The sequence below is a fragment of the Methylobacterium gossipiicola genome (genome assembly GCF_900113485.1).
GTDB lineage: Bacteria > Pseudomonadota > Alphaproteobacteria > Rhizobiales > Beijerinckiaceae > Methylobacterium > Methylobacterium gossipiicola.
Window position 1 is genome coordinate 99262 of record NZ_FOPM01000007.1, and the last position, 22559, is coordinate 121820.

Consider the following 22559-nt stretch of genomic DNA (forward strand, 5'->3'; position numbering starts at 1 on the left):
ACGAAATCTTAACAGTGTTGCCCAGGCCCGTCACAGACGTGATAAAGCTGAGATCGAAGCGTTGCGTTGGGCCGTCGGGCCCCAAAAGCGAGAGACCGGACCTTGTCTTCGTTCTTCAGTTCAGACGGCTCCACGACGATGCAGTTCGCGATCATATTCGCCCTCATCTTCGCGGTTCTGGCCGTCGCGGTGTTCGCCTTCCGACGCCTGTCCGGCCAGGGCCAGTCCATCTCCACCAAGGTCGGCGGTCGCGGCCGGCAGCCCCGCCTCGGCGTCGTCGATATCTACGAACTCGACCGGCAGCGTCAGCTCATCCTCCTGCGCCGGGACGATGTCGAGCACCTGCTCCTCGTCGGCGGGCCCAACGATGTGGTGGTGGAGCGCAACATCGCCCGCGGGGTCGCCGCCCGCCTGGCCGAGGGGGAGCCGGCCCCGTCCGAGGCCGCCATCGCCGACCCGGCCCGGTTCCCGCCGGCCTTCGAGCCCGCCTTCGAGATGCCCGTGGCGGTGCCCCCCCCGCCCGATTCGCCGGCCCGCCCCGACCCCGTCGCGCGGCCCCACGATCCGCCCATTTCCGATCTGGCTGCCCCCGACCTGTTCGCGCCCGACGACATCGAACCGCAGACCGCGCGCCCATCCGAATTGCGCCCCGCCCGCCCGGGCCTTTCGGAGGCGTCGGCCCCGCCCGTCGCCCCCTCCCCCTCGCGTCCGGCTCGGCGGCTCTCGCCCACCCTCGCCAACCTCGTCCCGAGCGTCATCAACCTCGTCCCCGGCGCGGCCAAGCGCGCTCCGACGACGGACGGTGATTCGGCCGTGACCGCCGCCGGCGTGACCGACGCGGTGCCACCCGGGGAGTCCGCCCGCCCCGTCGATCCGGCGATTCTCTCGGATATGGCCCGCCAACTCGAACAGGTGGTGCGACGCCCGGCTGCCCCGGCGATGCCGGCCTTCGTGCTCCCCCCTGCCCCGCCCGCCCCCGCCGAACCGGTCGCCGCCGAGCCCGTCGTCACGGAACCCGTACCGGCTCCCCCTCCCCCTGCCCCGCCCGAACCGGAGGCGGTCGACCCTATGGCGGCCGGCATGGCGGAGACGGCCGAGACGCCGGAGCGGGATGATGCCCTGTTCGAGCCGGCCGCGCCGGAGCCGGAGCGTCCCACACCGACGACGGACCGTCCCATTCCGCCCGTGCGCCGTCCCACGCCGACGCCCGATGCGCCGGTATCCGCCCCCGTGGCGCCGGAGCCGCGCCCGCTCGTTTCCGAGCCGGCACCGGTCGTCGTCGAGCCGGCCGTCGCGCCTGCGAAGCCAGCGGCGCCCGACGTCGTCGCGCCCCCGGCGGAGCCCGCTAAACAACCGACCGACTTGGGAAAATCCTCCGCCGGCACCTCCCCGAATCCGTTCTCCGTCGAGGAGATCGAGGCCGAGTTCGCGCGGCTACTCGGTCGCTCCCTCGACAAGAAGGGCTGATCCGGCCACGACACCGACAGGTTTGGGGTGGAGGACGGCGCGGCCCCGGAGCATCGGGTGATTCGCTGCTCCTGCTATGTTCTTGCGGAACCACGATGATTCGACCAAAACCCCGTGCCGTCGCCCTCCTGGCGGCGACCCTTGGCCTGACCCTCGCGGCGGGCGGCGCCATGGCGCAGAGCGTGTCCCTCGATCTCGGCGCGGGCGGCACCACCGAGCGCGCCCTGCAACTCGTTGCCCTCATCACCGTTCTGGCGCTGGCGCCTTCGGTGCTCGTGATGGCGACATCCTTCACCCGAATCGTGGTGGTCTTCTCGATCCTGCGCTCGGCGCTTGGGACGCAGAGCGCGCCGCCCAACACCGTGATCACGAGCCTCGCCCTGTTCCTGACGGCCTTCGTGATGGCCCCCGTCGGGCGAGAGGCCTACCGCACCGGCGTCGAGCCGCTGCTGGCCGGGCAGATCACCCAGAGCGTCGCATTCGAGCGGGCGTCGATTCCGTTCAAGGCGTTCATGCTGAAGAACGTTCGCGAGAAAGATCTCAAGCTTTTCTTGGACATGGCGAAGGTTCCGACGCCTTCCGGCCCGGAAGCCGTCGGCCTCGAGATCGTGACGCCGGCGTTCATGATCTCGGAGTTGCGTCGGGCTTTCGAGATCGGCTTCCTGCTCTTCATACCGTTCCTGATCATCGACCTCGTGGTGGCCTCGATCCTCATGGCCGTGGGTATGATGATGGTGCCGCCGGCCACCGTGGCCCTCCCATTCAAGCTCATCTTCTTCGTGTTGGTCGACGGCTGGACCCTTGTGGCAGGCTCCCTCGTGCAGAGCTACGGGAGCTGACGAGCCTTTGGACGAGGCGTCGCGGCCTCGTCCAAAGGCGTTTTCTCAGAAGCCGTTGCCGAGCGGTACGCGGCGCTCAGCCCGGCGGCGTCGCCGGGGCCTCGGACTGCGCGTCGGCGCGGGCATCCTCTTCACGCTTGCCCCGCTCCGGCATGGCCGCCTGGGGATAGCGCTTGCGATATTCGACCAGGAAGGCCTGCAGGGTCTCGGACCGACTGGCCTTCTGGGCGATCTCGCGGAAGCCCGCTGTCCGCGCGGCATTGGGCTGCGTCAGCAGGGCGAACGTCCGGGCATCGACGCTCTCCGCCATGGGATTGGCGAACTTCGCCTTCAAACGGTCCAGGCTCAACGTCTCGCCGGCGAGACCGTAGGCGATGGCGGCGCGGATCACATCCGTGCGGATCTTGTCATGGAGGGGCTTGCGCTGGCTCCAGGCATCTCCGGCCAGCAACTCATGTGCTTCACCGGTCTCTCGCCAACGTTTGGCGGTCCATAGGATATCCGCCCGCAGGCGTGTCGCATCGGCGCCCGTCTCACCCTCGACGGTCTCCAGGGCGAGATCCGTCCGCGAGAGATCCGACAGGGCTCGGGCGCGCAGGAGCGCACGGGCGCGGCGCAGATCCTCCGGAAGCTCGGGCAGATACGTCGCGTCGAGCGCTTGGAGTGCGGCGAGCGGCTTGTCGTCCATGAGTCGAATGGTTGCCAGACGTGCGGCCACTTCCGACTGAGCGGGTCCGGTCAGACGATGATCCACCTGATGCTGCAAGAGGTCGGCGGCAGGTTCGAGGAGATCGAATTCGACCAAGCGATCCGAGAGCCGGCGGACGATTTCGTCGCCACGTCGTCCGATCGGGGCGAATTCCTTGAAATCGAAATACAGCGCCAAGGCCTCGACGCCGGACATTTTGGCTCCACGCTCGCCCAGGTAGAGTTCATCGAACAGGTTGAGAGCCCATTCCTGCAGATTTCGGACGACGGGGGATTCGCTTTTTGAAGCCACGGCACGACGCACGGCGGTGAACGCTCCACGCCAATGGCCGGCCTCCGCTTGGAGATGGGCGAGCGCGGACAGGGTCCGCATCTCGATCTCGTCGCCGTGCCACATCAGGGAAAGCGTATCGATCCGGTCGATGGCGTCCGAAAGCGACAGCTTGCCCAGGGAATGTCCCAGGAGCGATGCCCGCAACGACGCCTCGGCGCCGACGGGGCCGTTTCCTTCCTCGGCGAGACGCTTGTAGCTGTCGAGTGCCGACGCCGTTCGCCCGGTCATCTCGTCGACCCGAGCCCGTAGGAGCGTGAGCTGGTCACGCATCGGCTGCTCGGGATAGCGCGCGCCCGCCAGGACGATCTGACGGCTAGCCGCGTCCGCGTCTCCAGCTTCGATGGCGGAATCCGCTGCCGCCATTCGTAGGAAGACCTGGAGGTCATCGGGATAGCGCTCCAAGACACCCCCGGTTTCCTGATAGGCGGCGCTCGCCTTGTCCCACTGGCCGGCGAGAGCGTCGAGATACCCCTGCCAGAGACGCGCCTCGGGGTCGGATCGGAGCCCGTCACTGCCCAGGCTGCGCCGGGCGTCGGCCATGTGTCCCATACGGGCCGCCCCGATGGCTTGGAGAAGGGATAACTCGCGCTTTCCCGCCAGGGTGGGATCTTCCGTCGCCGCGACCTTGAGGACGCCGCTGGCTTCGCTCGCCAGGCCATTGGCGAGGAGGATTTTTGCCAAAGCCAACCGAAGCGGTCCTCGGGCGCTACGGTTGGCCTCCGTAATCTCGTCGAGCTTCTGACGAATGGCGTCGCGAACCTCACCGGTGCGTGCCGCTTCCCACTGCAGACGATCGATGACGAGATCGGCCGTCACCGTAAGGGGGGCGGCCGCGGAGCGCGCGAGGCCGGAAATCGCGATTCCGCCGTCACGTTCGATGGTCACGCCATCGATGTCCGGTCGCACCACGAGATTGTCGGCCTGCGCCAAGACGGCGATGCCCTGGCGGCTCGCGAGCAGTTCAAAATCGACGAAGGTCTGGCGCTTCGAGATATCTGCGGGCATTGGCCCATACCCCGTCACGATGGCGATGCGCTCCCCGTCGAGGTCGAGCCATGTGGCCCCCCCGGTATTCGGCAACTTCACGCTGATGATGGGTTGCCCATTCGCCGCGAGTGTCCTGATGGGGGTCAAGGGCACACTGGCCGCGACGCCGACACCGGCCACGAGTTCCCATCCGGTCGGAGCATCGACGGGGCCGGCCGGGACAAGGTCGAACAGGCGGTCCTGGGGCGTGGGGAAACGGATCGAGACGAAGTTGCCCGTGCGCACGGGTTGACCCAAGGGTTTCAGGACAGGATCGCCTGCCGGAACCACGATGGTGTCGGGGGTTTCGAAAACCAGCGTGGTGATGCCCGCGCGCTCGAACAGAGCCGCGGCTGGAATTCGCGTGAACGGAAAGATCAGTCCGGGACCGGCAGGCCGAACCAGGGCGGGGCGTACCTTGGCGTTGGGGGCGGTCGCCGGGGGGGAGCTCGCCGGCTGTTGTGCGGTCGGGACTTCGACGGGCGAAGGCTTGACAGCATTGGGAGGCTTCGTGTCCGGAGCGGGTTCCGCGCCCCGTTCAGCGACGGGTTTCGTGCCGCCAGCCTTCTGCTGAAGATCGAGGGTGATTCCGTCCGCGTCCCGAGCGTAATGAATTTCATAGCCCGCTGCGGGGGTCACGAGCAGGCGAGCGCCCGCCTCATCCCCCTCGACGGAGAGGGATGCGATAGAGGGCTTGAGACGCCCACGACTCGCCGTGTCGTCGATCCGCCAGGAGCCCGGCACGTCCAAGCGCGTGGCCGTTCCAACTTGCTCGATGCGGGCCGCGACGCTTTCCGGCAAGCGGATGCTCAACCGGGCGAGGTTCGGACGCAAGGCAAGCTCCAGCGGTAGTCGCACGGGTTCGGCTGGCTTGGGACGGACTAATCGGAGAGCGGCTTCAGCAGCCTGTGTTCTGGCGAACAGGTCGGCCACGACCTCCGGCGGTAGCGGCGGAGGGAGGCCCGCCCAATCCACGGGGAGGAGATCGACGAAGGTTTTCTCTCCGACCGTTTGAACGTTGACCCGGTAAGGGCGTTGCAGGGCGACGCGTAACCCCGTGCCATCTGGATCGCGTCGGACCAGGGACACGTAGTTTGGCATCTGGGTAGCCAAGCGTTCAGCGAAAGCTGGGCTCCGATCGGAGAAACCGATGATGAGGACCGTGTCCGAGACACGGGCCTTCACGGTTACGACCGTATCGAAGTTCAGGACGATGCGACCGTAGCGATCCGCTTGCGTTCCGGTGATGCCCATCAGACGGGCGGCTGAGGTCGGGCCACTCATAGCCAGCCCAGCCAAAATCGACGCCACGGCGAGGCCGGCCCTAGGCCGGCGCCGTCGATGGGTGATGTCTCGGCCCAAAACCATTGCGGGATTCACCAAACTCGAGGGACGCACCACACGCGAAGCGAGCGGGGCGTCTTGCGCCACACAGTCCGGTCACTCTTTCAGAATTGGGCTAACGGGCGCTTAAAAGTCCTCCGGACTATGGAGCGGCGCGCTTGACGATCAGCCCTGGGATGATCGTTCCGCTCGGACCGAAATTGGTTTCGGCCCGAGAACAGTTCGCCACTGTGTCCTTGGTGTAAGTCTCCGTGTAGGTGCGCGACCGCAACAGGAGGTCCCCCTTGGAGAGATCGTCGAGCTTCACCCCGAGACCGGCGACGACCTCCTTGAAGCGGCTGTAGTCGGGCTGGAGATCCGGACAGGCGTTCTGGACGAAGTATGTGAGGCCAGCGAGTTTCGCAGCCGTGTTGCGCTGCCGTTCGGCTTTCGCGTCCGGCGTAGGACTGTCCGGTGATGCCACCGCTGGCGAGGGGGCTTCGGGTGCGGTCTGGGCCGAGGCGCAAGTCGTGACGATGATCGCGAACAGGCAGGCGAGCGAAAGGATCTTCATCGGCGTTTCCTCGTGATTGTATCGGCGCGATGTCTTCATTGTTCGAAGATTGTTGAGTGCGCCGCGTTCAGTTCGCTGTCGTTATCCGGCCAAGGCCACGGCTCGTGAGAGTGCCGGGCCAAAGCCACCGAGCGGGACGGTGACCACAAGGGGATCTTTGGCATCGGGGCGCGTCGCCGTGACGGTCAGAGCCTTGGCGGACTTCATGGCATCGGTTGCCAGAGTTGGAAAGCTGACCGGAACCATGCATCCTTCTTGGCTGCAACTGAGGAAGGGAGCCCCCTGCCCGAGAACCGCCTCGTCGAGCTTGAACTGCACACCGCCTTCAATGTTAAGGCCCAAAGGCATCAAGATAAGGCCCGCCGCCCGGCCCTCCGTCGGTGTGCGCAACTCGATGGCGAACGAGCGACGTCCATCGGTCTTGGATCCCTGAGCCTGCATGAGGGTGCATGTCGCTGGCCCAGTCCCCTCGCGGGCGCAGACAACGGTCCAATCGCCGTAGACCTCGCTTATGGAACTGGCACCAGCTGGCCAGAGGGCGACGGGGGCTGGTTTGGCAGCCGGAGCGGATTTGACTGCGGGGGCGGGCCTCGGCTTGGCCTTGGGCTTTGGCGTGGGCGCGTTCGGCGCGCTGGCCTCTCCCATGTCCTGAGCGCGGGTCGAACAGATCGTAAGAGGCAGGAATTGACTGGATAGGATCAGGCCGAGCGCGACTGCGCGCGGGCGGAACGATGGGCGGTGGAGCGGCAAATTCAGCCTCCAGGGGCATCGAGGTCTTTCGAAGCCCGTCACGCGGTCAGCACCATTCCTCTGGGGAACGGCCCGCGTGACGATTTCGGAGCCTGCCGCCTAAACGCGCCGCCCACCGGGCGCAACCATAAGGCTTTCCTGAGATTGTGGCTTAGCGCTTGGAGGGGGGCTTCAGCATCTCTATGGCTGGCAACTCGGAGGGACCAAGCCCAGCGATCGAGGGAATTTGCAAGGTCGGTGTCTTGTTTTGAGCACGGTTTGCGAGGGCAACCGTGAGTTTTTCAGCCGGCTCGGACTGCATCAGTGCTAGAACTTCCGCCATCTTGCGCGGATTCATCGTAAGAACGATCGGAACAAGAACGTCTTGGTTCAAGCGATCGAACACTCGTGCCGCGTCCTTAGGCTTCATTGTCTCGTACATGGTGACGATATTCTTGAAGGCTGCCTTCTCGGCCTCGGCACGCTCCGTCGTGCCGCTTTCGATCTTACCTTCCTCCTGCTTGAGGGCATCGACGCCGTTCTCCAGCTTGCGTTCGGCGGTACCAATGAGTTGCTCGCGCATGTCGAGGGCTTCGCTGCGCTGCTTGAGGGTATCGCGCCGATTGGCCAAGCGCTCGAGAATGGCGCGTTCTGTGGCGGACATCGCTTCCTGGGGCGATGGCGGACGGGCAGCGGGTTTTTTAGGTTCGGATGGTGCCTTCTCTGGCTCCTTTGGCGTGACGGAGCCGGTGGTGGCGGGATCGGACGGCTCGTATCCGGTCCGGGCCTTCGCAAGGACGCGGGCGAATTCCGGCAAGGGGGCGCCCGGGACGGGCTTCGAATCCTCGATCGCGATGGAAGCGAGCTTCAGCACGAGAAGACCGGCGGCTGCGAGGGTAACGCCATCGATGAGGCGCAGCTTGAGCGGGCGCGGTTGGGGAAAGCGCACGCGCAACCCCATTTTCTCAAGGGGGGCCGGGATCTTGACCAGATCCGACGTCGGGGGGGAGACAGGCTGGGTCATGCGGCCTTGCTCCTCAGGCGACCGAGGGCGCGCTCCGATACGGCGAGGGCGGCGGCGGCGGCGGCGCCGAGGCGCTCATGGTTGGGACTCGTCTGGATTTCGACGGGGGTACGGTTCTGCGTCGTCACCGGCGCATCGACGTTCGCGGACGTGTCCTCGACCTGTGCCGGCGCCTTCGATCCCCCGGCCGCCTGGGCCACGATGGCGGAGATCTGCTCAATGACCGTCGTGCCCGCAGCGACCTGAGCCGACAGGTCGGCAGCATAACGCTCTGCTGTGGCGAGACGGTCGGCCAACGTGCGGTCGCACTCATCGAGAGTCGCACGCAGACCCACGACAGCCCGTTCGGCCGTTGCACTGGCGACGACGAGATCGCTGATGGTCTGGCGCATACCCACCTCGTCAGCCTTCATTCGAGCGAGGCGACGGCTCAGCCGCATCGACGAAACGATGGTTCCGACGAGAAGGACAGCTACGAGAATGTCGACCGTCAGGGTGATCGGAAAGCTCATGGCGAAGTCACCCTTCGTTACGGTTGTTCATGGAAGCCTCGAAGGCTTGGAGTGTGGTTCGCGACTTGCGCAACGGCCGGGTCAGCTGGACGGCGATACTATCGTCCACACGGCCGATCCGGCCCTGTGTCAGGGCCCAGTCGCCGCAGCGTACCGAGATGAGATCCGCTGGCTTGGTGTCGAACATCAGAGTGTCGCCGACTTTAAGCGACAGCACGCGTTTCAGGGGCAGCATCGTTTCGTGCAGGACCGCCTCCATCTTGGCGTCGGCCTGCCAAATTTCCGTGGCGAGGTGACTTTCCCAAACATGATCACGACCGAGCTTCTCGCCCATGAAGCTCTGCATGAGCAATTCACGGATCGGTTCGATGGTAGCGTAAGGGAAAAGGATCTGCAGCATGCCTCCGCGTCCATCCATGTCCAGCTTGAGGCTGATCAGGATGGCAGCGTTCGCCGGCCGGGTGATGGTCGCGAAGCGCGGATTGGTCTCGATCCGGTCGATGGTGAACCGAACGGGCGAGAGCGGCTGGAAAGACATTTCAAGATCGGAAAGAATGATCTCGATGAGACGCTGGACCAGTTGCATCTCGATGCTGGTGAAGGGCCTGCCGTCGAGCCGCGTGGAACTGTTGCCGCGTTTGCCTCCCAGCAATAGGTCCATGGTCGAATAGGCGAGATTCGACTCGACCGTGACCAGCCCCGAATTTTCCCAGGTGTCCGCCCGGAACACGCCCAGGAGAGTCGGCAACGGGATCGCGTTGAGATAGTCGCCGAAGCGGACGGACGTGATGTTGTCCAGCGTCACTTCGACGTTATCCTGGAAGAAGTTGCGCAGGCTCGTCGACAGCAACCGGATCATCCGGTCGAAGACGATTTCCAGCATCGGCAGACGTTCGTATTGAACGACTCCCGAATCGACGATAGCCCGTACGCCTCCGGCCCCCGACGCGGACAACTCCCGAAGGGAAAAGCCGAGGACGCCGTCGATCTCATCCTGATTGAGGATTCGGTCGTTGCCGGCCAGCTCGGGGAGATTGTCCGTCTCGCCGTCCTCGATCATCGTCGCCCATTCGGCGGCGACGTCGCTCGCATATGTGGTGGTCCCCTGCTCCGCGAGGGCGGCACCCCACTCGTCCGCGAGGGTGGCATCACCGCTGCCCTCGTTCTGCTCCATGAGAGCAGCAGCCCAATCGTCTTCGTCCGCGTCGGCCATGGCAATCTCGAATGCGTGTGAAGGGAGGAAGCCGGAATTATTGGACGACGACGTCCTTGAAGAGCACCGCCTCGGCGCGTGCCGGGTGGATCGCGAGGTTCACCCTTCGCAAGAGTTCCTCACGCAGACGATAGAGGCCAGCCGAACCGGCCAGATCGCTGGCGCGCAGTTCGCGCAGATAAACCTGGAAGGTGTCCTCGATGCGCGGCATCAAAGGTTTCACCTCCTGCTCGACCTTTGCATCCTTGAGTTCGAGGGCGACCTTGATCTTGGCGAAACGGGCCTTGTCCTGACCGGCTTCGTTGGAGAGATTGATCGTCATCTCTCGCACGTCGAGGAACACGATTGGTGCCTTGACCTCGGCCGCGGCCTGACTATGAGCGGCGCTCTTTTTCATGAAGAACACGCCGCCGCCGCCGAGCGCCAGAACGGCGACCGCGGCGATGATGATGAGCTTCTTCTTGGAGCCGGTCGGGGCTTCCCCCTCTTCGCCCTCCACGGCAGCCTTTTTGGGCTTCTTTGCCATCGGTCTCGCCCTGCCTACGCTTCTGTCCGAGGCTGCTTGGTCACGCCCGGCTCGTGAGACAGAGCTATCGATTGTTAAGGTTAACGCGCCGTTAAAGCGGCAAAATCTGCCGGGTCGGATTTACCGCCCGAACGCAATGGGGTCGAAGTCTGCCGGGTGGATGATTTCAGGCAAGTGACGGAATTTTCTAAGGAAAATGGATTTTCCTGAAATGGCACGGCCCGTGCGGATCGGTGTTTCATCGTCGCTCGCCGCAGTCGGATCGTGTCATGCAGAACGCAATGTTAGTCGGGGTCTCAACCCAGGTCGCGCTCCAGCGTGAGTTGGAGGTGGTCGCCAACAACATGGCCAACGCATCCACCACCGGCTTCAAAGCCCGCAATTCCCGCTTTCAGGAATACCTGATGCCGGTGGCGAGCGCCGATTCGTTTCAAAAGCAGGACCGGCGCGTGTCGTACGTGATCGATCAAGGAACGGACCTCGATCTCGGCCAGGGTCCCATCGAGCAAACCGGCAACCCGCTCAATGTCGCGGTCCGGGGGGAAGCGTTCCTCGTGGTGCGGACGCCATCGGGCGACCGGTATACCCGGAACGGTGCTTTTGAGACCAACGCTCAAGGGACCCTCGTCAACAGCGATGGTTACACCGTTCAGGGAGAAGCCGGTCCGATCCAGATCGGACAGCAGGAGACGGGCCTCAGCATCGGTCCCGACGGAACGGTCTCCACCAACCTAGGCATCCGGGGGCGCGTACGCCTCGTGACCTTCGCCAATCCGCAGGCGCTCACCAACGAGGGTGCCAACCTCTACGCCTCGACGGCCGCTCCGATCCCAGCGGGCGTCGCCGGTCGTCTCGAACCCGGTGCGTTGGAGCGTTCGAACGTGAAGCCCGTCGTCGAGATGACTCGGCTGATGGACGTGAACCGCACTTACTCCATGGTTTCCGGCGTGATCTCGCGCCTCGATGAACTGCGCGGCACAGCAATCCGCCGCCTCTCCGAAATCGCTTAAGGAATAGCACTCATGCGCGCACTCTACGCTGCTGCCACTGGCATGGCCGCTCAGGAACTCAACGTTCAGGTCATCTCCAACAACATCGCCAACCTTCGTACCACTGGCTACAAGCGCCAAGCGCCTCACTTCCAGGATCTACTCTACCAGAACCTGCGCCGCGCCGGCTCTTCGACATCGGATCAGAACACCCAGCTCCCGGCCGGCCTCGCCATCGGTTCGGGCGTGAAGACCACCTCGACGGCACGGGTGATGTCCCAGGGCACGCTGACATCGACGCAGAAGGATTTCGACGTCGCCATCCGTGGCGAAGGCATGTTCCGCATCACCATGCCGGACGGTCGTTTGGCCTACACCCGTGACGGCTCGTTCGATCTCTCGGCGCAGGGACAGCTCGTCACCCGCGACGGTTACCTCGTCGATCCGGGCGTCACGGTGCCGAACAACGCCACCTCCGTGACGATCAGCGCGCAGGGCGCGGTGCAGGCGATCGTCCCGGGGCAGACGGCGCCCCAGACCCTTGGGCAGTTCCAGCTGGCCCGCTTCGTCAACAAGGTCGGTCTCGAATCCATCGGCGACAACCTCTTCATCGAGACCCTGGCGTCGGGACCGGCCATCTCGGCGACGCCGGGCTCGGAGGGCTTCGGCAACCTGCAGCAGAGCTACCTCGAAGAAGCCAACGTCAACGCCGTGACCGAGATCTCGTCCCTGATCGCGGCGCAGCGTGCTTACGAAATGAACTCTAAGGTCGTGACCGCGGCGGATCAGATGTTGTCCACCACGTCCCAGATGTTCCGTAGCTGATCGGGAGCGAGCGTCTCATGTCTGCCTTGAAATACGTTCCCCTCGCCGTTCGCTCGCGCATCTCACCTTTGGATACGGCGATGGTCACCCGCGCACTTCTCACGGTCGCCGCCCTCGGCCTGCTCACGTTGCCGGTGCTGGCGGAGGGAACGGGGCAGCGTCTGCGCCTGCGCGGCGACGTCACGGCCCGCGGCGACGTGCTGACGCTCGGCGATCTCGTCGAGGGAACGACCCCCACCGCCGCGGCGCGCCCGTTGTTCCGTGCGCCGGCGCTCGGGACCAATGGGACGATCCAGGCCCGGCGCATCGTCGAGGCCGTGACGGCCCTCGGACTCGGAGATGTCGAGACGGGCGGGCGCAGCCAGGTCACGGTCCAGCGCGCCGCCCGGCGTGTCGGCCAGCCCGAGATCGAGGCCGCCCTGAAGCGGGCCCTCGAGACCAGCTACGGACTCGACGCGCGCAATCTCGCGATCCGCCTCGACGGCGATGCCCCGGTGCTGCTCTCGCCCGTCGATCTCGACGGGCAGGCGACGGCCCTCGACCTCACCTACGATCCCCGGAGCCGTCGTCTCGCCGCCCTCGTCACCCTCGGTGACCGTCAGGCTTCCCTGCGGGTCACCGGGCAGGTGCAGGAGGTCCGCGAGGTCCTCGTCCTCAGCCGGTCGCTGAATCGCGGCGAGACCGTGACGGCGGCCGACATCTCCGTCGAGCGTCGCTCGAAGGAGACGGTGCCGTCTGACGCTCGCATGGGGCAGGCCGACATGGTCGGTCAGGTGGCGCAGCGCGGTCTCAGCGCCGGCTCGATCATGCGCAACGGCGATGTCGCGCCGCCGGACCTCGTGGCGCGCGGCGAAACCGTCACCGTCGTGTTCGACACGCCCGGCCTCGCCCTGTCCCTGCGCGGGCAGGCCAACGAGGGCGGCCGCCTCGGCGCCGTGATCACGGTCACGAACCCCGTGTCCAAGAAGGTGCTCACCGCCACCGTCATCGGGGCCGGCCGGGTCTCCGTCGCGCCCGTTCCGGTGACGCGCCAGGCCAACGCCGCCCTCGACGGAGCCCGTTGATCCCCATGTCCCGACTCGCCTCAGGCCCGATCCCGATGACTCACCGCGTCCGCCCCGCCCTCGCCGTCGCGCTCCTCTGCACGGGCCTCGGCGCCTGCAACACCGCCGACCGGCTGTCGCAGATCGGCGCCCAGCCGACCCTGGCGGCCATCGAGGACCCGACGGCCCAGCCGGGCTACAAGCCCGTGCGGTTGCCGATGCCCGAGATCCAGCCGGTGTCCTATGCCCCGAACTCCCTGTGGCGCACGGGGTCGCGGGCGTTCTTCAAGGACCAGCGCGCGGCCCGGATCGGCGACCTCGTGACCGTGAAGGTCAATGTCACCGACAAAGCCAACCTGAACAACGAGACCAAGCGATCGCGGACCAACGCCGAAGGATTCGGCCTGCCCAACGCCTTCGGCTTCGAGAAGAACCCCGCCGTGGCCGCCGCCGGCCTCGCCGCCGACAAGCTGCTCAACGCCACCTCCACTTCGGCGAGCGACGGCGCCGGTTCTGTCCAGCGCAACGAGACCGTCACCACCAACATCGCCGCCGTCGTCACCCAGGTGCTGCCCAACGGCAACCTCGTGGTGGAGGGCAAGCAGGAGATCCGCATCAACTTCGAGGTGCGCGAACTCATCGTCGCCGGCGTCGTCCGGCCCGAGGATATCGAATCCGACAACACCATCGACTCGGCCAAGATCGCCCAGGCCCGCATCGCCTATGGCGGACGCGGCCAGATCACGGACGTGCAGCAGCCCCGGTACGGCCAGCAGGTCATCGACGTGCTCCTGCCGTTCTGACCCGGCGCCCGCTCCAGGAGAGCGGTCGCGGGATCGGTAAACCCGCGCGGCGCTCGAGCGAAGCCGAGTTCCGCCAGTCCGAAGGAAGCGAACGGCGTTTGCCCACGGCGGATTCATCGCGTTCGATACGATGCCCGAGCGCCGGAATCTCCCGCGTTCGGGCGGCACGGGTCCCTCCGCGTTCCGGCGCAGGGCGACGCACCGGCCATTTGCTGGTTTCGGATCGGCTGGGCGCGACGGACTCCCCCGCCTGATAAGGAGAGGGTTGGAGTGAGTGGGGGCATTTCCGGAGAGGTCATCCAGTTCACCCTGTCCCTCTCCTGGAAGGGGGCAGCGGTTGCCAGAGACCGAATGGATCAGCCGGAGCGGTGTGACGGGGGACGCGACACCGCCAGCGGCTCTCGCCGGGCGGCATCCACCCCGGCGGACAAGGCCCTAATGCTCGGTGCCCGGCCGGTTCTGGCGCGGGGCGTCGCCGTGGTCCCTGACGAAGGCCGAGCGTTCCGGGTCGTTCTTCTTGGCGGCGACGCGGCCTCGTTGCCACAGGGCGACCCCGATGACGATCCCGAGGGTCGCGAGGGCGAGAACGAGGATGAGAACTTCATTGTTCATGGCGAGGGCTTTCCGACGAGGCGTGTCGTCAGGAAGCCGGGCCGATGTCGCAAGGTTCCGTGCGCGGCGTCGATTGGCGAAATCAGTGTCCGGCTGAGCTTGCGGCGACCAAGACTTTCACGAACCGAACATTCGACGCCGCCGGATCAAAAACGGGCCTTCCGGGCGCCGATGCGACCCGCCCGGCGCCACACCTTTCGAACATGGTCCACCGAAGTGGAGGCCGGGCCGGCGATCGGAAAACTCTAATCGTCGCGATACACCCGCTCTCGGCGCTCGTGACGCTCCTGGGCCTCGAGGGACAGGGTGGCGATGGGGCGGGCATCGAGGCGCTTCAGGGAGATCGGCTCCCCGGTCTCCTCGCAATAGCCGTAGCTTCCCTCTTCGAGCCGGGCCAGGGCGGCATCGATCTTTCCCGTCAGCTTGCGCTGGCGGTCGCGGGCCCGCAATTCGATGGAGCGGTCGGTCTCGGAGGAAGCCCGGTCGGCCAAATCCGGGTGGTTCTCGTTCTCGCTCTGGAGGGCCACGAGGGTATCCTGGGCCTCGCGCAGGATGTCGGATTTCCAGCCCAGGAGCTTGCGCCGGAAATACTCACGCTGCCGCTCGTTCATGAACGGCTCGCTCTCACTGGGTACGTAGCCGTCCTCGAGTGTGATCTTCGCCATTCACGCCCCTCGCAAGTCTGTCGCGGCCAGTTTGCGGCGATATTTTGCGCCGCTATACGGCAGGGATCGGCCCAGGACAACGCACCCAAACCACAGGCCGGCTCGATCGTAACCGATGCCGCCAGCGATGCGGCAAACACGCAACGGCTGTGCCTTCGTTGCGCCGCATCCGGTGGTCGCCGAAAGCCAAGGGGCCTCCCCTCCCCGTACGATCCCGCATCCGTTCCGAGGCGTCGGCCCGTCGGACCCGGCGATCGTCCGGGCCGAAGGCCCCGATGGCGGACGCGGCCCCCCAGGAGACCGTTTCGAGATACCGTTTTCGGATGATCCCCTCGGTTTCCGGCGAGCGCGGATCCCCTCTCCTGGAAGGAGGGGGGACCGCCCCGCATCGGGTCGATCCGAGGCCATCGAATGCGGCCGGTAAGACGCCCGTTCAGGCGGCGCGCTTCTGGTAGTCCTTGATATCGGAGAACCGCACGTCCGGCGCGCGCTCCTCCTCGTAGCGCAGCGAGAACGCCGTGGTGGCCATGAACACCGGGGCCCCGTCGAGGTCGCTCGCCAGGGCCGAGCCGTGGCTGCCGATGAACTTGTCGAGGTCGCTCTCCTTGTCGGCCGTGATCCAGCGGCAGATGGAGAACCGGGTCGGCTCGTAGTCGATGGGCAGGCCGTATTCCGCCTGGAGCCGCTCCTTCAGCACGTCGAGCTGCAGGGCGCCCACCACGCCCACGATGGCCTGGGAGCCGTCATGCGGGCGGAACACCTGCACGACGCCCTCCTCGCCCATCTGCTGCAGGGCCTCCTTCAGCTTCTTGGCCTTCATGGCGTCGGTCAGCTTGATCCGGCGCAGGATCTCGGGCGCGAAGCTCGGCACGCCGCGGAACACGATCTCCTCGCCCTCCGTCAGGGTGTCGCCGATGCGGAGCGTCCCGTGGTTGGGGATGCCGACGACGTCGCCCGCGAAGGCCTCGTCCGCGATGGCGCGGTCCTGGGCGAAGAAGAATTGCGGCGCCGAGAGCGACATGGGCTTGCCCGTGCGCACGAGCTTGGCCTTCATGCCCCGGTTGAGCCGCCCCGAGCACACCCGCATGAAGGCGATGCGGTCGCGGTGGTTGGGGTCCATGTTCGCCTGGATCTTGAACACGAAGCCGGTCATCTTCGGCTCGGTGGGCTCCACGAGGCGCTTGTCGGCGTCCTGGCCGCGCGGCGGCGGGGCGAAGCGGGCGAGCCCGTCGATGAGGTCGCGCACGCCGAAATTGCGCAGGGCCGAGCCGAAGAACACCGGCGTGAGATGGCCTTCGCGGAACGCCTGCAGGTCGAACGGCTTGAGGCCGGTCTCGGCGAGTTCCGCCTCCTCACGCCAAGTGGCGGCCTCGCCGTTCTCCGTCAGCAGCTGATCGAACAGCGGATCCTCGATGCCCGTCACCGGCACGGTGCCGGCGTCGTCCGCCGCGTCGAGGCGGCGCACCCGGCCGTTGCCGAGGTCGTAGGTTCCGGCGAAGTTCCGGCCCCGGCCGATGGGCCAGGTCACGGGGGCGACGTCCAGCGCCAGCACCTTCTCGATCTCGTCCAGGAGTTCGAAGGGGTCGCGGGCCTCGCGGTCGAGCTTGTTCACGAAGGTGACGATGGGAATGTCGCGCAGGCGACAGACCTCGAACAGTTTTCGCGTGCGCGCCTCGATACCTTTCGCGGCGTCAATGACCATGACCGCCGAATCGACGGCCGTCAGCGTACGGTAGGTGTCCTCCGAGAAATCCTCGTGGCCCGGGGTGTCGAGGAGGTTGAAGACACAGTCGCCGTACTCGAACGTCATCACCGAGGTGACGACGGAGATGCCGCGCTCCTTCTCGATGCCCATCCAGTCCGAGCGCGTCGAGACGCGGTTGCGCTTGGCCTTGACCTCGCCGGCGAGCTGGATGGCGCCGCCGAACAGCAGCAGCTTCTCCGTGAGCGTGGTCTTGCCTGCATCCGGGTGTGAGATGATCGCGAAGGTGCGGCGCCGGGCGACGGGGTCGCTCTTCGTGTCGGCGGGTTTGGTTTCGGTCTGCATCAGCATGGCGGGCAACGGCGTTCCGGTGTCCGCCACGGGGAGCGGACGGCCTGCGCCGGGAGCGGCGGGCCGGAGGGATGGGGTTCTAGTAGGCGTTTCCGACCCCGAGCGCAAAGCGCGCGCGAGGTCAGCCCCGGCCGATATACGGCATCTTCGTCGCCAGGACGGTCATGAACTGGACGTTGGCCGAGAGCGGCAGCCCCGCCATGTAGACGACGGCCTGGGCCACATGGTCCGCATCCATCACCGGCTCCGGGCGGAGGCTGCCATCGGCCTGCCGGGCGCCGTGGACGAAGGCCTCCGTCATCTCGGTCGCGGCGTTGCCGACATCGATCTGGCCGCAGGCGATGTCGTGGGCGCGGCCATCCAGCGCGGTGGCGCGGGTGAGCCCCGTCATGGCGTGCTTCGTCGCCGTGTAGGGCGCCGAATTCGGGCGCGGCACCTGGGCCGCGATGGAGCCGTTGTTGATGATGCGCCCGCCGCGCGGATCCTGCGCCTTCATGAGCCGGAACGCGCCCTGCGTGCACAGGAAGGCGCCGGTGAGGTTTACGTCGAGGCTGGCGCGCCAATCGGCGAGGCTGACTTCGTCGACGGGCACGCCCGGCGTGAACACCCCGGCATTGTTGAACAGCACGTCGAGGCGGCCATAGGCGTCCCGCGTCCGCTCGAACAGCCGCGCCACGGAATCCGCATCGGCGACATCGGTGGCGACGGGCAGCGCCTCGGCGCCCCGTGCCCGCACGACCTCCGCCACGGCCTCGAGCCGGTCCCGCCTGCGCCCGGCCAGCACCACGGCATAGCCCGCCCCCGCCAACCCCAGGGCCACCGCCCGGCCGATCCCCGACCCGGCCCCGGTCACCATCGCGATCCGTCCCGTCATCCGCCACCTGCCCCCACCCTGCCCCGCTGATAAAGCCGCGCTTCCCCTGTTGCCAGCCTCCGCGACTGCGTCTAGACACCACCGGCCTGAGCAGCGATGGGGCGTCGCCAAGTGGTAAGGCAGCGGTTTTTGGTACCGCCATTCCCAGGTTCGAATCCTGGCGCCCCAGCCAATTTCCCCTAGGGAAACGGGCACTTACACCGGCAGACAAATCGGCCACACCGGAACAGACCGTGTTTTCCGGACGCACAAGAGTCGGCACAGTCTGTGCGGCGCGGAATCGCCATGCGTCGCCGCGATTGCGTGCGGTGTCGGCGGGATCGGGCTGCTACAAACCCGATCCGATCCCACGTAGCCTTCCCCCATGACGAATCGTGCCCCCTCCCCCGAAACCCGAGCCGGCCATCGCAAGGCTCTGCGAGCCATGGGCGTTGTCTTCGTGGGTTGGGTTCTGATGGCGCTGGGGATCACGGCTTTGCTGACGTGGTGGCGGTGACCCTCACCTGGGCACGCACATGGCCGGATCGCCCGGACTCACGACACGACTTCGTGGCGATTTCCGCTTCGAGGTCGCGGGCAAGGCCACCGACCGACTCTCCCGTCCATGGTGAATTGGCCTACCGCGTCGCACGCGAACAGCCTCGTATGGAGCGTGCGGTCCATCGGTTCACTGAAGACCGGTTTTGGAGCCGCGTTGCGGTAGAGATTGCCCGCCGCGAGGGACGGGCGGATCAAATCGGGGTGAAAGGCTCGGATCGGTGATTCCTGCGCTGACTGGCAATGTTGAACCGAGGAAAATTCAACCGCTAGCCTGTCAGTCAGAGGGTTCCGCAAACTTCAAGTGCGGTAACTCTAAAGCAAGGACTGGCGGCATGTCGGATAGACGCAAGCCAATAAGTTTAGATGCAGAAACGCGGGAGCGATTGGGGGAGTGTACTCTTGCGCTCGCCGAGGAAATATTCCGGATCGGTGATCCGCACCTCATCCAACAGATGCGGGAGTTGATGCTTCAAATCGGGCGAGTGATCGCGCGTAACTTTGAGCCAGAAGACGGCCCAGTGCAGCGGCACTAAGGGCCACAATCCCGGGGCGGCGGCTGGAATCAGCCCTGGTCGCCGCTAGGCCCACTTCGTCATGCCTTCGGCTTCATGGGTGCCGCTCTGGTTGCGTGGCCGATGATGGATACGCTCGCCTTGTCGTTACGCGTGCGCTGTCGGCAACTCGGCCACCTGCGTGGTGTAGCGGGGCGAGCGCATCTCGAACTTCGTCGACCACGTCCGCTTCTCGGTGAGCCCTGCCCGTGCCGGCACCACGGTCCCCCGCCCGAACCGGCTGTTGCAGGCATCCATCGCCGCCATCAGCGGGCCGCTGCGCTCACGGTCGAGGCGGCCGATCAGGGCACGCGGCGAGGCCGCGAGCGGCATCAGGTCCGTGGTGATGACCCCGGCTTTGCTGTAGCGCCACGGCCGATCCCCCGGCGCCTCGCGCCAGGTCCGGGCGACGCCGAGCTGCGCCGCCTGGATCAGCACGAGGCTGTCGTTCGTCGCCTCTGGTAGCGTCACGGTGGTGGAGACCGATCGCATCGGGTCGCCCCGGTCATGGGTCGAGGTGTGGTAGAAGACCGTGAGCTGGTCGGTGCCCAGGCCCTCGCGCCGGAGCTTTTCCCCGAGCCGCGTCGCATGGGCGGCCACCGCCTGCTCCACCGTAGCCCGGTCCTCGACGCGGCGGGAGAACGAGCGGGTGACGGCGCAGCCCTTGCGCTGGGCCGGCACGAGTTCGAGGGGCAGGCACGACACGCCGCGCAGCTCGTGGATGATGCGCTCGCCCACCACCGTCATGGCTTTGCGCACCGGCCGGGGATCGAGGTCGCGCAGATCCGCGACGCTGTCGACGCCCATGGCGGTGATCTTGGCAAGCGAGGCCCGGCCGACGCCCCAGACCTCCGAGGCCGAGGTGCAGCAGAGCCAGTGATCGTAGGCCACCGGGTCGGTGAGGTCGCAGACGCCCCCCAACTCCGGAATAGTCTTGGCGATGTGGTTGGCGAGCTTCGCCAGGGTCTTCGTGGCGCCGATGCCGACGCAGGTCGGGATGCCGGTCCAGGCCCGAACCGTGGCGCGCAGATCGCGGGCGAGCTCGACACGCAGATCCGGGTGGACGTCGGACAGGTCGAGGAACGATTCGTCGATGCTGTAGATCTCGACCCGGGGCGTGAAATCGCGATAGACTGCGTTCGTGCGAGCGCTCATGTCGCCGTACAGGGTGTAGTTCGAGGAGAAGACGCGCACGCCTTCGCGGCGGCATTGCTCCCGGATCTTGAAGAACGGATCGCCCATCTTGATCCCGAGGGCCTTGGCCTCGGCGGTACGGGCGATGGCGCATCCATCGTTGTTGCTCAGCACGATCACCGGCACGCGGGCGAGCTTCGGATCGAACACCCGCTCGCATGAGCAGTAGAAGCTGTTGCCGTCGATCAGCGCGATGGCGCGGCTCATCGGACGAGGCCGGCGCGGGCGATGTGCCAGCGGATCGAGAACCGGACCACGCCCCAGATCTCGCCCTCGGCCGCCTCTTCCACTGCGAAGGCCGGGAGGTCCGGGTTCTCGAAGGCTAGGCGGGCGACGTTGCCCTCGATGCGCAGGCGCTTCACCGACATCTCGCCATCGATGGCGGCCACCACCACACTACCGTTGCCGGGCTTCAGGCTGCGGTCCACCACCGCGAGGTCGCGGTCGAAGATGCCGGCCGCCCGCATGGAATCGCCCGAGATGTTCCAAGCGAAGGTCGCGGGCGGGTTCGGCGCGAGCCAGCGCGGCAGCTCCAGGGCGCCTTCCAAGAAGTCATCGGCCGGCGATGGGAAGCCGGCGCAGAGCGCCTGCCCCATGATGGGGATGCGGACGAGATTGTCCCCGTCCCGCACAAGCTCCGCGACCTGAAAAAGGCCCACCACGCGTTCCTTTCGTGTTAGAACAGAAAGAGAACAAGCGCGCGTTCGGTTCCACGGTCAAGCTCGTGAATGCTGCGTGTGGATAGCGGGGACGGCGCCCGGTGACGCCTGTGTATGGAGACGGTCAGATGGCGATGAAATCGACGTTCCTGGTGCAGACGTTCGTGATCAAGCGGAAGCGGCTGGTGCCGGGCGACCGTGAGGTGTCACCTACGGAAAGCGGTGCCCTGAAAAAGGCCGAAGCCATGGCTGCGCGGATGCCGGGCACAGCCGCGCTCAAGGTGGTGGCGGATGACGAGACGGGCGAACTCAAGGCGGCGACGATCCTCGGACAGTTCGGCGAGGTGCCGGAGGATTTCGCCGAGAGCCTGCAGGGCGCTTAAAACGACGAAAGCCCCGGAGCCGAAGCCCCGGGGCGCGATGCGGACGGCGAAGGGTAGGCGGATCAGCGGTGCGGGGCGCGCCCGTTCAGAACCGCCTCGATCACCTCGGAGCGCGTCGCCCGCATCTCCTCACGAACTGAGGACACCATGCCGTCGATCCGGCTCTCGAGGCGGGTGATCACGTCGCTGGTCACGTATTTCTGCGCGACCTCGATCTTGAACGCGCTCAGGGCCTCGGCCTGGCTGGCGATCTGGATCTTCACCGCCGCCATGTCGATGGTGAGTGGCGAGACCGCGTCCTTCGTGCCGGCGCGCATCTTGCCCGCGATCCAGTCGTACCCTTTGAGCAGCGCGACCACGAAGAGGCCGAACGCGAGGATCTGCGCCCAGGAAAGCGGGCCGGCCGAGAGGAACGACGAATCCATGGCTCAGGCTTTCAGCAGGCGGGCCGCGCCGGCCCGGGCCAGCGTGGTGAGGGGCGAGGAGACGAAGAACGCCGTGAGGACCGTCGCCTCGATGGGCACGTAGGTCGCCGGCAGATCCTTCACGGGCCAGCCGAGATCGAAGGTCGCCGAGAGGCACAGGGCGCCGAAGTGGATCGCGGGCGGGATGCCGATGCCGTAGATCAGGCCCTTGAACGCCGGTGCGATGGCGGCCTTGGCCTGGTTCGCCGACATCTCGGCCTGGACGATGGAGACCGCGACGTCCCTCTGCGCGTTCTGCCCGTTCTCCAGGGTCTTGAGGATCGGCGCGAGCACGCTGTTGCCCAGAACCTTGATGAGGCCCGAGCCGAACAGCCCGGCGATCTTGCCGACGGGGTTGAGGAACCATTCCATCAGCGTGGGTCCCCGTCCGGTCCGGTCCGGCGGGCCGCGTCCCGAATCCCCTTCAGCACCGGGACGAGCACCAGCCGCGCGAGGGAGATACCGGCGCCGATCCGGACGCCGAGGCCCTCATGCCCGGTCGGGAGAAGCGGCGACCAGTCGAAGCCGACCAGCGCCGCCAGGACGTCGGGCAGGGTGAAGACGAAGGCGAGCAGGTAGAGCCGGAGCCCGGCCAGCCGGGCGTTGGCGCGCTTGAGCATGTCCATCGG

23 protein-coding genes and 1 tRNA gene are annotated in these 22559 nt (G+C 66.4%); 8 read left to right on the forward strand and 16 right to left on the reverse strand.

Features of this window, described 5'->3' with window-relative positions:
• Nucleotides 1-138 precede the first annotated feature (138 nt).
• Complete coding sequence (locus tag BM249_RS08055; RefSeq protein WP_244528642.1) at nt 139-1467, forward strand: hypothetical protein; 1329 nt, start codon at nt 139-141, stop codon at nt 1465-1467.
• 95 nt (nt 1468-1562) lie between these two features.
• A complete protein-coding gene (fliP, locus tag BM249_RS08060; RefSeq protein WP_091970686.1) occupies nt 1563-2306 on the forward strand; it encodes a flagellar type III secretion system pore protein FliP in 744 nt (247 codons plus the stop codon).
• Between the two features lie 76 nt (nt 2307-2382).
• Here the strand turns inward: fliP and BM249_RS08065 are convergent, their stop codons facing one another.
• The 7 genes from BM249_RS08065 to fliL all read right to left on the reverse strand — a co-directional run bounded on the left by BM249_RS08065 (nt 2383) and on the right by fliL (nt 10275).
• A complete protein-coding gene (locus tag BM249_RS08065; RefSeq protein ID WP_244528643.1) occupies nt 2383-5208 on the reverse strand; it encodes a hypothetical protein in 2826 nt (941 codons plus the stop codon).
• A gap of 652 nt (nt 5209-5860) precedes the next feature.
• Nucleotides 5861-6271: a hypothetical protein gene (locus BM249_RS08070; RefSeq protein ID WP_091970689.1), complete on the reverse strand. Its 411-nt coding sequence runs from the start codon at nt 6269-6271 to the stop codon at nt 5861-5863.
• Between the two features lie 81 nt (nt 6272-6352).
• Entirely contained in the window at nt 6353-6916 is a 564-nt protein-coding gene (locus BM249_RS08075; protein ID WP_091970691.1) for an invasion associated locus B family protein, read from the reverse strand.
• 256 nt (nt 6917-7172) lie between these two features.
• Complete coding sequence (locus BM249_RS08080; RefSeq protein ID WP_425284808.1) at nt 7173-7982, reverse strand: MotE family protein; 810 nt, start codon at nt 7980-7982, stop codon at nt 7173-7175.
• A gap of 38 nt (nt 7983-8020) precedes the next feature.
• Complete coding sequence (locus BM249_RS08085) at nt 8021-8536, reverse strand: DUF6468 domain-containing protein (RefSeq protein WP_091970695.1); 516 nt, start codon at nt 8534-8536, stop codon at nt 8021-8023.
• Between the two features lie 7 nt (nt 8537-8543).
• Complete coding sequence (gene fliM, locus BM249_RS08090; RefSeq protein WP_091970697.1) at nt 8544-9749, reverse strand: flagellar motor switch protein FliM; 1206 nt, start codon at nt 9747-9749, stop codon at nt 8544-8546.
• Between the two features lie 37 nt (nt 9750-9786).
• Complete coding sequence (gene fliL, locus BM249_RS08095; protein WP_091970699.1) at nt 9787-10275, reverse strand: flagellar basal body-associated protein FliL; 489 nt, start codon at nt 10273-10275, stop codon at nt 9787-9789.
• Between the two features lie 269 nt (nt 10276-10544).
• On the opposite strand from fliL, the gene flgF reads away from it, so the two are divergent.
• Genes flgF through flgH form a run of 4 tightly spaced genes read left to right on the forward strand, consistent with a single transcriptional unit; the run spans nt 10545 to nt 13935 of the window.
• Nucleotides 10545-11285: a flagellar basal-body rod protein FlgF gene (gene flgF / locus BM249_RS08100; RefSeq protein ID WP_091970701.1), complete on the forward strand. Its 741-nt coding sequence runs from the start codon at nt 10545-10547 to the stop codon at nt 11283-11285.
• A 12-nt stretch (nt 11286-11297) separates the two neighbouring features.
• Nucleotides 11298-12089, forward strand: a complete 792-nt coding sequence (flgG, locus tag BM249_RS08105) for a flagellar basal-body rod protein FlgG (protein WP_091970703.1) — start codon at nt 11298-11300, stop codon at nt 12087-12089.
• 17 nt (nt 12090-12106) lie between these two features.
• Nucleotides 12107-13153 carry a flagellar basal body P-ring formation chaperone FlgA gene (flgA, locus tag BM249_RS08110; RefSeq protein ID WP_091970705.1) on the forward strand — a complete coding sequence of 349 codons (1047 nt, stop codon included), beginning with the start codon at nt 12107-12109 and terminating at the stop codon, nt 13151-13153.
• A 35-nt stretch (nt 13154-13188) separates the two neighbouring features.
• Entirely contained in the window at nt 13189-13935 is a 747-nt protein-coding gene (flgH, locus tag BM249_RS08115; RefSeq protein ID WP_091970707.1) for a flagellar basal body L-ring protein FlgH, read from the forward strand.
• Between the two features lie 435 nt (nt 13936-14370).
• Here flgH and BM249_RS21625 read toward each other — a convergent pair whose 3' ends face one another.
• The 4 genes from BM249_RS21625 to BM249_RS08130 form a co-directional block, all read right to left on the reverse strand.
• Nucleotides 14371-14547 carry a hypothetical protein gene (locus tag BM249_RS21625; RefSeq protein WP_177232362.1) on the reverse strand — a complete coding sequence of 59 codons (177 nt, stop codon included), beginning with the start codon at nt 14545-14547 and terminating at the stop codon, nt 14371-14373.
• Nucleotides 14548-14792: 245 nt separating this feature from the next.
• Nucleotides 14793-15212 carry an RNA polymerase-binding protein DksA gene (gene dksA / locus BM249_RS08120; RefSeq protein WP_091970709.1) on the reverse strand — a complete coding sequence of 140 codons (420 nt, stop codon included), beginning with the start codon at nt 15210-15212 and terminating at the stop codon, nt 14793-14795.
• Between the two features lie 433 nt (nt 15213-15645).
• Nucleotides 15646-17265, reverse strand: a complete 1620-nt coding sequence (locus BM249_RS08125; RefSeq protein ID WP_091970711.1) for a peptide chain release factor 3 — start codon at nt 17263-17265, stop codon at nt 15646-15648.
• A gap of 121 nt (nt 17266-17386) precedes the next feature.
• Nucleotides 17387-18139 carry an SDR family oxidoreductase gene (locus tag BM249_RS08130; protein WP_091970712.1) on the reverse strand — a complete coding sequence of 251 codons (753 nt, stop codon included), beginning with the start codon at nt 18137-18139 and terminating at the stop codon, nt 17387-17389.
• Between the two features lie 97 nt (nt 18140-18236).
• Between BM249_RS08130 and BM249_RS08135 the strand changes: the two genes are divergently transcribed.
• Nucleotides 18237-18311, forward strand: a tRNA-Gln gene (locus BM249_RS08135).
• Nucleotides 18312-19338: 1027 nt separating this feature from the next.
• Here the strand turns inward: BM249_RS08135 and BM249_RS08140 are convergent.
• A complete protein-coding gene (locus BM249_RS08140; protein ID WP_091970713.1) occupies nt 19339-20631 on the reverse strand; it encodes a Y-family DNA polymerase in 1293 nt (430 codons plus the stop codon).
• Nucleotides 20628-21083: a LexA family protein gene (locus BM249_RS08145; RefSeq protein WP_425284806.1), complete on the reverse strand. Its 456-nt coding sequence runs from the start codon at nt 21081-21083 to the stop codon at nt 20628-20630. Before BM249_RS08145 ends, BM249_RS08140 begins: the two co-directional genes overlap by 4 nt.
• A 128-nt stretch (nt 21084-21211) precedes the next feature.
• On the opposite strand from BM249_RS08145, the gene BM249_RS08150 reads away from it, so the two are divergent.
• The gene (locus tag BM249_RS08150) at nt 21212-21466 is read left to right on the forward strand and encodes a hypothetical protein (RefSeq protein ID WP_091970714.1); all 255 of its coding nucleotides are present in this window, start codon (nt 21212-21214) and stop codon (nt 21464-21466) included.
• Nucleotides 21467-21528: 62 nt separating this feature from the next.
• Here the strand turns inward: BM249_RS08150 and BM249_RS08155 are convergent, their stop codons facing one another.
• The 3 genes from BM249_RS08155 to BM249_RS08165 are packed head-to-tail and all read right to left on the reverse strand — an operon-like array spanning nt 21529 to nt 22556.
• Nucleotides 21529-21891 (reverse strand): hypothetical protein, encoded by a 363-nt coding sequence (locus tag BM249_RS08155; RefSeq protein WP_091970715.1) that lies wholly within the window; start codon nt 21889-21891, stop codon nt 21529-21531.
• Between the two features lie 3 nt (nt 21892-21894).
• The gene (locus tag BM249_RS08160; protein ID WP_091970716.1) at nt 21895-22302 is read right to left on the reverse strand and encodes a hypothetical protein; all 408 of its coding nucleotides are present in this window, start codon (nt 22300-22302) and stop codon (nt 21895-21897) included.
• Complete coding sequence (locus BM249_RS08165; RefSeq protein ID WP_091970717.1) at nt 22302-22556, reverse strand: hypothetical protein; 255 nt, start codon at nt 22554-22556, stop codon at nt 22302-22304. Before BM249_RS08165 ends, BM249_RS08160 begins: the two co-directional genes overlap by 1 nt.
• Nucleotides 22557-22559: the final 3 nt, after the last annotated feature.

Coding starts and splice junctions, on each gene's coding strand:
- BM249_RS08055 (WP_244528642.1), top strand. CDS start 139: ATGCAGTTCGCGATCATATTCGCCCTCATCTTCGCGGTTCTGGCCGTC.
- fliP (WP_091970686.1), top strand. CDS start 1,563: ATGATTCGACCAAAACCCCGTGCCGTCGCCCTCCTGGCGGCGACCCTT.
- BM249_RS08070 (WP_091970689.1), bottom strand. CDS start 6,271: ATGAAGATCCTTTCGCTCGCCTGCCTGTTCGCGATCATCGTCACGACT.
- BM249_RS08075 (WP_091970691.1), bottom strand. CDS start 6,916: ATGGGAGAGGCCAGCGCGCCGAACGCGCCCACGCCAAAGCCCAAGGCC.
- BM249_RS08085 (WP_091970695.1), bottom strand. CDS start 8,536: ATGAGCTTTCCGATCACCCTGACGGTCGACATTCTCGTAGCTGTCCTT.
- fliM (WP_091970697.1), bottom strand. CDS start 9,749: ATGGCCGACGCGGACGAAGACGATTGGGCTGCTGCTCTCATGGAGCAG.
- fliL (WP_091970699.1), bottom strand. CDS start 10,275: ATGGCAAAGAAGCCCAAAAAGGCTGCCGTGGAGGGCGAAGAGGGGGAA.
- flgF (WP_091970701.1), top strand. CDS start 10,545: ATGCAGAACGCAATGTTAGTCGGGGTCTCAACCCAGGTCGCGCTCCAG.
- flgG (WP_091970703.1), top strand. CDS start 11,298: ATGCGCGCACTCTACGCTGCTGCCACTGGCATGGCCGCTCAGGAACTC.
- flgA (WP_091970705.1), top strand. CDS start 12,107: ATGTCTGCCTTGAAATACGTTCCCCTCGCCGTTCGCTCGCGCATCTCA.
- flgH (WP_091970707.1), top strand. CDS start 13,189: ATGACTCACCGCGTCCGCCCCGCCCTCGCCGTCGCGCTCCTCTGCACG.
- BM249_RS21625 (WP_177232362.1), bottom strand. CDS start 14,547: ATGAACAATGAAGTTCTCATCCTCGTTCTCGCCCTCGCGACCCTCGGG.
- dksA (WP_091970709.1), bottom strand. CDS start 15,212: ATGGCGAAGATCACACTCGAGGACGGCTACGTACCCAGTGAGAGCGAG.
- BM249_RS08125 (WP_091970711.1), bottom strand. CDS start 17,265: ATGCTGATGCAGACCGAAACCAAACCCGCCGACACGAAGAGCGACCCC.
- BM249_RS08130 (WP_091970712.1), bottom strand. CDS start 18,139: ATGACGGGACGGATCGCGATGGTGACCGGGGCCGGGTCGGGGATCGGC.
- BM249_RS08140 (WP_091970713.1), bottom strand. CDS start 20,631: ATGAGCCGCGCCATCGCGCTGATCGACGGCAACAGCTTCTACTGCTCA.
- BM249_RS08150 (WP_091970714.1), top strand. CDS start 21,212: ATGGCGATGAAATCGACGTTCCTGGTGCAGACGTTCGTGATCAAGCGG.
- BM249_RS08155 (WP_091970715.1), bottom strand. CDS start 21,891: ATGGATTCGTCGTTCCTCTCGGCCGGCCCGCTTTCCTGGGCGCAGATC.
- BM249_RS08160 (WP_091970716.1), bottom strand. CDS start 22,302: ATGGAATGGTTCCTCAACCCCGTCGGCAAGATCGCCGGGCTGTTCGGC.
- BM249_RS08165 (WP_091970717.1), bottom strand. CDS start 22,556: ATGGACATGCTCAAGCGCGCCAACGCCCGGCTGGCCGGGCTCCGGCTC.